This window comes from Kitasatospora sp. NPDC004289 (assembly GCF_053602875.1).
On the sequence record NZ_JBSGEL010000128.1, the window covers coordinates 1 to 12,581 of the forward strand.

Below are 12,581 nucleotides of genomic sequence, written 5' to 3' on the forward strand. Positions count from 1 at the left end.
GCCAGCGGGCCGCCGGAGACGGCGGCGGGCAGCGCGGCGCGCTCGTCCGCGGTGAGCAGGTCGAGCCGGGCCAGCGGGGTGTCCGGCTCGGCGGCGAAGGCGGCCAGCAGGGCGAGGAAGCGCCGGGCGGCGAGGGCGGCCTCGGCGGGGGTGAACAGGTCGGTGCGGTGGTCGAGTTCGATCCGCAGCTCGCTGCCGGGCAGCAGGGTCAGGCCGAGCGGGTAGTGGGTGGCGTCCCGGGCGCCGAGGCCGGTGATCGCCAGCCCGGCGGGCGCGCCGAAGGACTCGGCGAGGCCCTCGCCGCTGCCCTGGTAGTTCTCCACCACCAGCAGGGTGTCGAAGAGCGGGCCCTCGGCGGCGGCCTGCTTCTGGATCGCGGCCAGGCCCAGGTGCTGATGGGCCATCAGGGCGGCCTGCTCGCGCTGCACCCGGGCGGTGGCGCTGGCCAGCGTGTCGGTGGCCGAGAGCCGGACCCGGACGGGCACGGTGTTGATGAAGAGGCCGACCATGCCCTCCGCGCCCGGCAGGTCGTCGGGGCGGCCGGAGACGGTGGTGCCGAAGACCACGTCGGCGGTGCCGGTGAGCGAGCCGAGCTGCACGGCCCAGAGGGTGTGAGCGAGGTTGCCGAGGGTCAGGCCGCGCGAGCGGGCGGCGGCGGTCACCGCGGCGGACAGCTCGGGCCCGGCGGTGAGCTCCACGGTGGCGGTGGGCGCGGCGGAGACGGCGGGGCCGACGGGGTGCGGCTGGTCGAAGCCGGCCAGTGCCTCGGCCCAGGCGGCCTCGGCGGCGGCGGTGTCCCGGGTGGCGAGCAGAGCGAGGTGGTCCCGGTACGGGCGCACCGGCGGCAGGACGGCGGCGTCGCCGTACGAGCCGTAGAGCGCCAGCAGTTCGCGCACCAGGATCGGCATCGACCAGCCGTCCAGCAACAGGTGGTGACAGGTGATCACCAGCCGCACCGAGTCCGCGCCGAGCCGGGCCAGGGTGAGCCGCAGCAGCGGCGGGGCGGAGAGGTCGAAGCGGCGCTGCCGGTCCTCGGCCATCGCCGCGTCCAGGGCGGCCTCCCGGGCCTGTCCTGCGAACGCGGTCAGATCGGCCTCGCGCAGCGGGGTGGCCACGGTGCGCGGGACGAACTGGACCACCGCCTCCGGGTCCTCGTACCAGAACCCGGCCCGAAGGTTGGCGTGCCGCACGAGCAGCGCGTCCACGGCGGCGGCCAGCCGGGCGGTGTCGACGTCCCCGGCCAGGTCGAGGTGCGACTGCACCACGTAGACGTCCTGCGCGGCGTCGTCGTAGAGGGCGTGGAAGAGCAGGCCCTCCTGGAGCGAGGACAGCGGGTAGACGTCCTCCAGATCGGACATGGCCGGCTGCTGGTCGGTCGGTTCGGCGGAGTTCGTCACGGTGCTCTCGGTGCTCTCGGGGTTCTCGGTACGGACGGGGCGGTCGGGGGCGGTCACGGGCGGCGCCTGCGGCTCGGGCGGGCGCCGCCGCGCAGGCGGGCCTCCAGGCGGTCGATCTGGGCCTGCTTGAGGCTGACCAGGCCGAGGTCGGAGGGGGTGAGCCCACCGGCCCCGTCGCCGGCCCCGTGCCGGGCCAGGGCGTCGAGGGCGGCGAACCAGCCCTCGGCCAGCGCCTCGGCCTGAGCGGTGGTCAGCAGCGCCTCGGGCCAGCTGAGTTCGACGGCCAGCTCGGGGCGCCCGTCCGGGCCGCCCTGCACCACGGCGTCGATCTCCAGCGGGTACCCGGCGGCCTGGGCCGGGTCGGGCCCGGCCGCGGCGGTCACCACGGCGCGCTCGTCGGCCGGGGCGAACGGCCAGCCGCCGAGCGGGGCTCCGGCGCCGTCCAGCCGACCGCGGTAGTTGAACAGCACCTCGGAGCGGCGGGCCCCGGCCAGCAGGGCGGCGGTCTGCGGGTTGAGGTGGCGCAGCAGGCCGAAGCCGAACCCCTTGTCGGGGGCGGCCCGCAGCTGCTCCTTGACCTGCTTGAGCACGCGCCCGGCCTGCTCGCCGCCGGCGAGCGCGGCCGCCGGGTCCAGCCCGGCCAGGTCGAGCCGGACGGGGTGCACGGTGGTCAACCAGCCGACGGTGCGCGCCAGATCGGGCGCGGGCACCCCGGTCAGCTCGGCGCCCCGGCCGTGGCCCTCCAGGTCGATCCGGAGGACGGGGGCGGCCTGCGGGTGGGCGGTCGCGGCGCCGAGCACCAGCCCGGCCAGCAGCACCTCGTCCACGCCCGCGTTGAAGGCCTGCGGCAGCTCGGCGAGCAGCGGTGCGGTGCGGTCGGCGGAGAGCGTCCGGCGCAGGGTGCGCAGGGTCGAGACGGTGTCCCGCTCCTGATCGGCGGTCAGCTCCCCGAGCGGACCGGCCGGGCCGGCCAGCGCGGTGCGCCAGTAGGCGGCCTCGGCAACCCGGGGGCGGCGGTGCGCCTCGGCCAGCAGGGCGCGGGCCCAGTCGGCGATGCCGTACGCCTCCGGCTCGGCGGCGGGGGCGAGCCCGGCGGCGGCCCGGGCGTAGCCGTCGGCCAGCTCGGGCAGCAGGGTGCGCCAGGAGACGCCGTCCACGGCGAGGTGGTGAACCGTCAGCAGCAGGCGGCCGTCCTGCGGTCCGGCGTCGAACCAGACCGCTCGCAGCACCCGGCCGCTGTCCGGGTCCAGCCCGGCGGCGGCCCGGTCGGCCTCCGCCGCGAGCGCCCCGAGTCCGGTGACCACCCGCAGGGTGGCCGGGTCGGCGACGGCCGGGGCCTGGGCGGCGGGCAGCACCTCCTGGGTCCACACCCCGTCGGTGCGGTCCAGCTTGAGGCGCAGCGCCGGGTGGTTGGCGGCCAGCGCCGCCAGCGCGGCGCGCAGGGCCCGCTCGTCCAGCCCGGCCGGGACGGTGAGCAGCACCGACTGGTTGAAGCGGTCGATCGGGCCGCCGCGCTCGCGCAGCCAGTGCACCACCGGCAGCGCGGGCAGCTCGCCGTCCTGCGCCACTGGGAGCACGGCCGCTGACGGTGCGTCGGCCACACCGGTGGCGGCCGCGGCCAGCGCGGCCGGGGTCGGGTGGGTGAAGACGTCCTTGGCGGTGATCTCCAGTCCGGCCTTGCGGGCCTTGCTGACCAGCTGGATCGAGACGATGGAGTCGCCGCCGAGGGCGAAGAAGTTCTCGTCCTCGCCGACCGAGTCCAGGCCGAGCACCTCCGCGAAGACCCGGGCCATCGAGGCGGCGGGCTTCCCGCTCGGGGCGGCGGCCACCGGACCGCGCGCGGGGTCGGGCAGCGCCTTGCGGTCCAGCTTGCCGTTGACGCTCAGCGGCAGCGCGTCCAGCACAGTGACCACGGCGGGCACCAGGTGCTCGGGCAGGGCGGCGGCCAGGGCGGACCGCACGGCGGCCGGGTCGACGGCGCCGGTGACGTAGCCGAGCAGCTGCCGGGCGCCGCCCTCGGTGAGGGCACGGGCGGTGACGGCGGCCTGGGCGACACCCGGCACGGCGGCCAACGCGGCCTCCACCTCGCCGAGTTCGATCCGGAAGCCGCGGATCTTCACCTGGTCGTCGGTACGACCGAGGTACTCCACCTCGCCGTCGATCCGGCGGCGCACCAGGTCACCGGTGCGGTACATCCGGCCACCGGCCGCGAAGGGGTCGGCGACGAACCGGCCGGCCGTCAGGCCGGGGCGGCCGAGGTAGCCGCGGGCCAGCTGGACGCCGGCCAGGTAGAGCTCACCGGGGACGCCGACCGGCACCGGCCGCAGCCGGGCGTCCAGCACGTACAGCTTGGTGTTCCAGACCGGGCGGCCGATCGGGACGGTGCCCGCCCCCGCCCAGGCCCGGTGGTAGGTGACGTCCACGGCGGCCTCGGTGGGGCCGTAGAGGTTGTGCAGTTCGATCTGCGGCCAGAGCGCGGCGAAGCGGTCGACGGCCGCGGCGGGCAGCGCCTCGCCGGAGCAGAACACCTTCCGCACGCCGGTGAAGCCCTCCCGCAGCGCCGGGTCCTGCTCGGCGGCGGTGGTGAAGGCCGTCAGCATGGAGGGCACGAAGTGACAGGCCGTCACCCCGGTGGAGGCGGCGAGCCCGGCCAGGTACACCGGGTCGCGGTGGCCGCCGGGGCGGGCGAGCACCACCCGGGCGCCGGTGACCAGCGGGAGGAAGAACTCCCAGACCGAGACGTCGAAGCTGGCCGGGGTCTTCTGCAGGATCCGGTCCTCGGCGGTGACGCGGTAGACCTCCGCCATCCAGTCGAGCCGGTTGACGATGGCCCGGTGGGTGACCAGCACGCCCTTGGGACGGCCGGTGGAGCCGGAGGTGAAGATGACGTACGCGCCGTGGTCCGGGCCGGGGGCGGCGGGCTCGGCCTGCGGGCCGTCGGCGTCCACCGCGAGCAGCGGCGCCCCGGGCAGGGCGGGGAGCTCCACGCCCGGCACGGTGAGCACGGCGACGGGCGCGGCGTCCTCGACCATCGTGGCCAGCCGCTCCGCCGGGTACTCGGTGTCCAGCGGCAGGTACGCGGCACCGGACTTGAGCACGCCCACCAGGGCCACCATCAGCTCGGCCGAGCGCGGCACCGCGACGGCCACGATCCGGTCGGGTCCGGCGCCCCGGGCGGCCAGCACCCGGGCCAGCTTCCCCGCCCGCTCGTCCAGCTGACGGTAGGTCAGGGTGGCGCCCTCGAAGTCCACCGCGACGGCCTCGGGGGTGGCGGCCACCCGCTCGGCGATCCGGGTCAGCAGGGTGCCGTCCCGGACCTCGCGGTCGGTGGCGTTCCACTCCCCCGCCAGGCCCCGGCGCTCCTGCGCGGAGAGTGGCTCGATCAGGGCCGCCTCCCGGCCGGGCGCGGCCAGCGCGGCCGTGAGCACGGCCAGCAGGCGCTCGCCGAACAGCCGGGCGGTCGCGCGGTCGAAGAGGTCCTCGGCGTGGATCACGGTCAGCTCGGTGCGGGAGCCGTCGGCGGACTCGGCGAAGTTCAGCGCCAGGTCGAAGCGGGCGGCGTGCACCGGGTCCGGGAGCAGCTCGGTGCGGGCGCCGAACAGGCCGCCGTGCCCCTCGGTGGCCTTGCGGTGCTGGACCATCACCTGGAACAGCGGGTGGCGGCCGAGCGAGCGCTCCGGGTTGACGATCTCCACCAGTCGGTCGAACGGCAGGTCCTGGTGGGCCAGCGCGCCGAACACCACGTCCCGGCTGCGCTCCACCAGTTGGTCGAAGCTCGGGGCGCCACCGAGGTCGTGACGGAGCACCAGGGTGTTGACGAAGAAGCCCACCACCGACTCCACCGCCTCGTCGGTGCGCCCGGCGACGGGCGTGCCGAGGGCGACGTCCGTCGTCCCGGCCAGCGTGCCGAGCAGCAGCGCGGCGGCGGCCTGGGTGACCACGAAGGGAGTGACGCCGCGTCGGCGGGCGTAGGCCAGCAGCTCGGTGTGCAGCGCCTCGGGCAGCGCCAGCCGGACGGCGCCACCGCGCCCGCTCGGCTCGGTCGGCCGGGGACGGTCGGTGGGCAGCGCCAACTCAGCCGGGAGAGCGTCCAGTTGCCGTGCCCAGTAGACGCCCTGCTCGGCCGCCGGGCCCTCGCTCGCGGCCAGCAACTCGGCCTGCCAGAGCGCGAAGTCGGCGTACTGCAGCGGCAGCGGGGCGAAGCCGGGCTCGGAGCCGGCCAGCCGGGCCGCGTACGCCTGGTCGAGCTCGCGCAGCAGCACGCCCTCCGACCACTCGTCACCGGCGATGTGGTGCACCGCGATGCTCAGCACGTGCCGCTCGGGCCCGGTGGTGAGCAGGGTGGCGCGGACCGGGATCTCCTCGGCCAGCTCGAAGGCGTACGCCCCGGCGGCGGCCACCGCACGCGACAGCCGGTGCACGGTGGTCTCCTCCACCGCGAACGGCACCCCGGCCCGAGCGGGCGTCAGGATCCGCTGGAACGGACGGCCGTCGCGGTCCGGGAAGACGGTGCGGAGCGCCTCGTGCCGGGCCACCACGTCGCCGAAGGCGGCGCGCAGGACCTCGCTGTCCAGCGGGCCGTCGATCCGCACCGCGCACGGGATGGTGTAGGCGGCGGTGGCGCCGTCCAGGCGGTACTGGAACCAGAGCCGGGCCTGCGCGGCGGAGAGCGGCAGCAGCTCCGGGCGCGGGCGGGCGGTCGGGCCGGGGCGCCCGGCGGCGGCCGTCGCGAGGCGGGTGGCGAGGGCGGCGGGGGTGCGGGTCTCGAACAGGTCCCGGACGGCGGTCTCCACGCCGAGCCCGGCGCGCAGGCGGCCGGTGACCCGGGTGGCGAGCAGCGAGTGGCCGCCGAGGGCGAAGAAGTCCTCGTCCGGACCGACGGCGGGCAGGCCGAGCACCTCGGCGAAGACCGAACAGACCAGCGCCTCGCGCTCGTCCCGGGGCGGCCGGCCGACCGGCGCGGCGTAGGCGGCGGCGTCCGGCGCGGGCAGGGCCTGGCGGTCCAGCTTGCCGTTGACGTTCAGCGGCAGCCGGTCCAGCGCCACGATCGCGGAGGGCACCAGGTACTCGGGCAGGGTGGTGGCCAGCGCCTTGCGCAGCACGGCGATGTCCAGCTGCGCGGGGGCGGCGTAGCCGACCAGGCGCTTGGCCCCGCCGGGGGCGGGGAGCACCAGCACGGCGGCCTGGGTGACCCCGGGCAGCGCGGCCAGCGCGGCCTCCGCCTCGCCGGGCTCGACCCGGAAGCCGCGGATCTTCACCTGGTCGTCGCCCCGGCCGAGGTAGTCCAGCGTGCCGTCGGGGCGGTGGCGGACCAGGTCGCCGGTGCGGTACATCCGGGTGCCGGGGGCGCCGAACGGGTCGGCGGTGAAGCGCGCGGCGGTCAGCGCCGGGCGGTTGCCGTAGCCCCGGGCCAGGCCGGGGCCGGCGATGTAGAGCTCACCGGCCACCCCGGCGGGCACCGGGCGCAGACGTGAATCCAGCACGTAGACCCGGGTGTTGCCGATCGGGCGGCCGACGGACGGGGTCGGGCTGTCGGCCAGGTCGGCGCCGAGGGTGTCCACCGTGTACTCGGTCGGGCCGTAGAAGTTGTGGCCGATCACGCCCTCGGTCTCCCGCAGCCGGGTCCAGAGCGCCTCGTCCACCGCCTCGCCGCCGACCAGGAAGAGCAGCGGCCGGTGCGCCGGGTCGTCCAGCAGTCCGCACTCGACCAGCTGGCGGCCGAAGGACGGGGTGACGTCCAGGGTGTCGATCCGGTCGGCCAGCAGACGGGCCGTCAGCGCCTCCGGGTCGCGGCGCAGCTCCTCGCCGTAGACGCGCAGCTCGTGCCCGGTGAGCAGCCAGAGCAGCTGCTCCCAGGAGGAGTCGAAGGAGAACGACGCGGTGTGCGCGGCCCGCAGGCGCCGGCCCCCGGCCGCCTCGACGGCGCGGGCGAAGACCGTGGCGGCGTGGTGCTCCAGCATGTTGGCCAGGCCCCGGTGCGGCACCTGGACGCCCTTGGGGCGGCCGGTGGAGCCGGAGGTGTGGATGACGTAGGCCAGGTCGTCCGGGTGCGGGGCCACCGGCTCGGCCGACAGCTCGCCCAGACGCTCCGTCAGCACCGGGCCGAGCCCGTACGCGTCGAGGACCGGCAGGCGCTCGGCCACCTCGGCGGTGGTCAGGGTGAGCAGCGGCTCGGCGTCCTCCAGCATCAGGGCGACGCGCTCGGCCGGGTGGTCCAGGTCGACCGGCAGGTAGGCGGCGCCGGACTTCAGCACGCCCAGCAGGGCGGCGACCGACTCGGCGGAGCGCGGCAGCGCGAGGGCGACCACGGTGCCGGGGCGGGCACCCAGGGCCGCCAGGTGACGGGCGGTCAGCTCGGCGCGGGCGTCCAGCTCGGCGAAGGTCAGGCGCTGCTCGCCGCAGACCACGGCGAGGGCCTCGGGGGTGGTGGCGGCGGTGGCCGCGAAGACGTCCAGCACGGTGCCGCCGGGCAGCGGGCGGGTGGTGGCGTTCCAGCCGTCCAGCAGCTGGGCGCGCTCGGCGGGGTCGAGGATCTCCAGCGCGCCGACGGGGGTGCGCGGGTGCTCGGCGAGCGCGGTGAGCAGGCGCAGCAGGCGGGCACCGACGGCGGCGGCTTGGGCGTCGGTGAACACGTCGGGGCGGTACTCGACGGTGAGCTGCGGGTGCTCGCCGGGCAGGGTGAGCACGGTCAGCGGGTAGTGGGTGGCGCCCCGGTGGGTGAGGCCGGCGACCCGGATCCCACGGGCCGTCAGGGCGTCCGGGTCGACGGGGTAGTTCTCGACCACCAGGAGGGTGTCGAAGAGCGTGCCCTGCCCGGCGAGGGCCTGGATCTCGGCGAGGCCGAGCAGCTGGTGGTCGAGCAGTGCGGACTGCTCGGCCTGGAGCCGGGCCAGCGCCTCCGCGACGGGCTCGTCCTCGCGCGGCGCGAAGCGCACCGGCACGGTGTTGGAGAACAGGCCGACCATCGACTCCACGCCCGGCAGGTCGGCGGGGCGGCCGGAGACGGTGGCGCCGAAGACCACGTCGGCGCGGCCGGTGAGGCGGGTCAGCAGGATCGCCCAGGCGCCCTGGACCAGGGTGTTGAGGGTCAGTCCGTGGGAGCGGGCGGCGGCGGTGAGGGCGGCGGCCAGCTCGGGGCCGATCGGGAGCTCCAGCTCCCGGCCGGGGGCCGAGCCGGAGGCCGGGGCGCCGAGCGCGTCGGCCAGCAGGGTCGGGCCTTCGAGACCGGCGAGCGCAGCGCTCCAGGCCGCGCTGTCGGCGGCCCGGTCCTGGGTCGCCAGCCGCTCCAGGTGGCGGGCGTAGGGGGTGGTGGCGGGCAGCGCGGCGATCTCCGTGCCGCCGTAGGCGGCGAACAGCTCGCGCAGCAGCACCGGCATCGACCAGCCGTCGATGACGGTGTGGTGACGGGTCAGCACCAGGTGGTGGTGGTCGGCGCCGAGGGCGACCAGGGCGCAGCGCACCAGCGGTGCGGCGGTGAGGTCGAAGCGGCGGGCGGCCTCCTGCTGCTCGATCTCGGCCAGCGCGGCGGCCTGCCGCTCGACGGGCAGCGCGGTCAGGTCGTGCCGGGTCCAGGGGACGGTGACCTGACGGGCGATCAGCTGGACAGGGCGGCCGAGGGCGTCCGTGGTGAAGGAGGCGCGCAGCGCGGCGTGCCGGTTGACCACGCCGTCCACGGCGGCGGCCAAGCGCTCGCCGTCCAGCGGGCCGCGCAGCTGGAGGGAGGTGAGCGAGGTGTAGAGGTCGTCGGCGTCCTCGGCACGCTGCTGCTCGGCGTGGAAGAGCAGGCCCTCCTGAAGCGGGGAGAGCGGCAGCACGTCCTCGGCCCCGGGGTGGGCGGCGAGCAGGCGCTCGCGCTGTTCGGGGTCGAGCAGGGGGCGCTGCTCGGTCTCCACGGGCGCGGTCGCGGTCGCGGCCTCGACGGCGGCGGCGATCCCCGCCACGGTGCGGCGCTCGAAGACCACCCGGGGCGTGATGGCGTATCCGGCCCGGCGGGCCCGGCTGCCCAGCTGGATGGCGGAGATGGAGTCGCCGCCGAGGGTGAAGAAGTTCTCGTCGACGCCGAGTTCGGCCAGGCCGAGCACCTCCTTGACCAGATCGGCGATCACCCGCTCGGTCTCGGTCCGGGGTGCCCGGCCGGCGGTCGCGGTGAGCTCCGGGTCCGGCAGGGCCCGGCGGTCGATCTTGCCGTTGGCGGTCAGCGGGAAGGCGTCCAGCACCACGACCGCGGCGGGGACCATGTACTCGGGCAGGGCGGCGGCGACCTCGGTGCGCAGCGCGGCCGGGTCGACATCGGCACCGCTGACGTAGGCGATCAGCTGCGGCCGTCCGGGGGAGGTCTCGCGGACCACGGCGACGGCGCGGGTGACGCCCGGACGGGCCGTCAGCGCGGCCTCCACCTCGCCGAGTTCGATCCGGAAGCCGCGCAGCTTGACCTGGTCGTCCACCCGGGAGAGGAAGTGCAGGCCGCCCTCCGGGGTCCGGCGCACCAGGTCGCCGGTGCGGTACATCCGGGCGCCGTGGTCGAAGGGGTCGGCGACGAAGCGGCCGGCGGTCAGGCCGGGGCGGCCGAGGTAGCCGCGGGCCAGCTGCCCGCCGGCCAGGTAGAGCTCCCCGGGGACACCGGGCGGGACGGGCCGCAGGGCGCCGTCCAGGACGTGGGCCCTGGTCCCGGCGAACGGGACGCCGATGCCGGGCACACCGGTGTGGTCGGGCGCCAGCTCGGCGGAGGTGGCCCAGATGGTCACCTCGGTCGGGCCGTACACGTTGGTCACCCGCCGGGTGGCCCGGGCCAGCCGCTCGGCCAGCTCGGCGGGCAGCGCCTCGCCGCCGACCAGCGCGTGCACTCCGGCCAGCGCCTCGTGGGCACCGTCGGCGGCCTCGGCCGACTCCGCCGCCTCGGTCAGCAGCAGGTGCCACAGGGTGGGCGTCGCCTGCAGCACCTTGGGTCGGTGGGCCTGCACCAGCGCACCGAGCGCGGCCGGGTCGAGCACGGTGTCGCGGTCGGCGAGGACCAGGGTGGCACTGGTGGTCAGCGGGCCGTGCAGCTCCAGCCCCGCGATGTCGAAGGACACCGTGGTGACGGCCACCAGTGAGTCCCCCGGGCCGAGTTCGAGCTGCGGGCGCATCGCGGCCAGGAAGGCGGCCAGCGCCCCGTGCTCCACCACCACGCCCTTGGGCCTGCCGGTGGAGCCGGAAGTGTGGATGACGTACGCGGGGGCGGCCGGGTCCGGCGCGGTGGCGGGGGCCGGGGTCAGGACGGCCAGCTCGGCGACGGTGGCCGGGTCGTCCAGCACGACCACCGGCACACCGGCCGGCACCAGGTGGGCCGCCTCCGCCGTGGTGACGGCGCAGACCGGGCGGGCGTCCTCGGCCATGTAGGCGAGGCGGTCGGCCGGGTAGTCCAGGTCCATCGGCAGGTAGGCGCCGCCGGCCCGGAGCACGGCGAGCGCGGCCACCGGCAGCGCGGTGGTCCTCGGCACCGCGAGCGCCACGAAGCGCCCCGCCGCGCCGCGACCGGCGAGCAGCGCGGCGAGCCGGCCCACCCGCTCGTCCAGCTGACCGTACGTCAGGGTGCCGTCCACGGCGCTCACGGCGGCCGCCTCCGGCGCGGCGGCGGCCCGCTCGGCGAACAGCTCGACCACCGAGCGGGCGTCCGCCGGCCGCCCGGTGGCGTTCCACCCGTCGAGCGCCGACCGCTCCGCAGCGGTCAGCAGCGACAGCTCCCGCAGCGCCCGCCCGGGCGCCTCGGCCAGCGCCACCAGCAGCGCGGCGCACCGCTCGGCGTGTGCGGCCAGCTCGTCGGCGGTGTACAGCGCGGGGTTGGCGTCGAACTCCAGGGCGATCACGTCGTCCGGGCTCTTGGTGACGGCCAGCTGGAGGTCGTCCACCGGGCCGGCCGCGAGGTTGACGGTGCGCCCGGCCACTCCCGCGAAGTCCAGTGCCAGGTCGAACGGCTTGATGTTCAACAGCGGCCCGTAGAGCCGCTGTTCGGCGCCGACCAGGCCCAGGTCGCGGCGCAGCTCCTCGCCCCGGTGGTGCTGGTGGCGGCGGGCCTCCTTGAGCACGGCGGCGGCCCGGCGGAGCAGCGCGGTGAAGTCCTCGCCGCCGTCCACCGGCAGCCGCAGCGGGAGGATGTTGACGGCGGTGCCGGCCACCCGCAGGGTACCGGGGGCGGTGCGGGCCATGAAGTGGGTGCCGATGACCGGCTCGGCGCTGCCGGTCATCCGGTGCAGGTAGGCGGCGTACCCGGCGGTGGCGGCCTCGGCCCAGGTGGCCTTGGCGGTGCGGGCGGCGGCCAGCACGGCGGCCGACTGAGCGGCCGTCAGCTCCAGCCGGTGGCGGAGCACGGTGGCCGAGGCCGGGGCGGTGAGCTCGGTCAGCCCGGGGGCGCCGGGCAGGTCGGCGAACCGGGCCGTCCAGTAGGCGCGGTCCTCGGCGGCCTGCGGGGAGGCCAGGTAGGCGGCCTCGGCCTCGGCGAGCACGGCCGCCGGCCGCAGCGGCGAGGGCCCGGGCTCCTGCCCGGCGGCCAGCTCGGTGTACACCTCGGCCACCCGGCGGGTGAGCATCGCCACCGCGTAGCCGTCCACCGCCAGGTGGTGGAACCACTGGAAGAGCAGGTGCCGCTGCTCCCCGGTCCGGGCCAGCAGCGCGCCCGGCTTCGGGCCGTCCCCCGCCAACTCGACTGGCCGCGCCAGGAGTTCGCGCACCACGGCGATCGCGGCGGCGTCCGGGTCCCCGGCCGTCCGGGTGTCCAGCCGCTCCAGCCGCCACGCCTCGGCGTCGAAGACCGGCGGCAGCCGGAAGGCGGTGCCGTCCCGCTCGCCGATGCGGAAGTCCAGGCCGTCGGCCTCGGCGAGCATCCGCCGCAGCGCCCGCTCCAGCAGCTCCGGGTCCAGCGGGCCGTCGAGCTCGACGTACTGGCCGACGTTGTAGCAGGGGTTCTCCGGGTCGATCCGCTGGGCGGCCAGCACGCCCGCCTCGGCCGCGGTGAGCGGCAGGGCGGCCTGCGCGGTGGTCTCCGTCGGCTGGGTGCTGGCCTCTGCCATGGTCGGTCTCTCCGGGGGTGCGGTGCGGGAGTTGCGGGGCGCGGCCCGGCCGTGGTGCGGGCGCCGGCTCGTGGGGTGTGACGGGCGTCCGTGCCCAACAGCCCGGCGAACACCGCCGGCGAGTCGAACCGGGGAAGGC

At 76.8% G+C, this 12,581-nt stretch carries 2 protein-coding genes; both read right to left on the reverse strand.

All coding sequences use genetic code 11. The annotated features are described in order from the left end of the window. On the reverse strand, positions 1 to 1,454 hold a 1,454-nt coding region (locus ACWEPF_RS38660), incomplete at its 3' end, for a condensation domain-containing protein (protein WP_452176343.1). Continuing rightward, entirely contained in the window at positions 1,451 to 12,442 is a 10,992-nt protein-coding gene (locus ACWEPF_RS38665; RefSeq protein WP_452176344.1) for an amino acid adenylation domain-containing protein, read from the reverse strand. The genes ACWEPF_RS38665 and ACWEPF_RS38660, both read right to left, overlap by 4 nt. Between the last annotated feature and the right edge of the window lie 139 nt (positions 12,443 to 12,581).

Excerpts from the sequence above, each read along its gene's own strand:
- ACWEPF_RS38665 (WP_452176344.1), bottom strand. The coding sequence starts at position 12,442 with ATGGCAGAGGCCAGCACCCAGCCGACGGAGACCACCGCGCAGGCCGCC.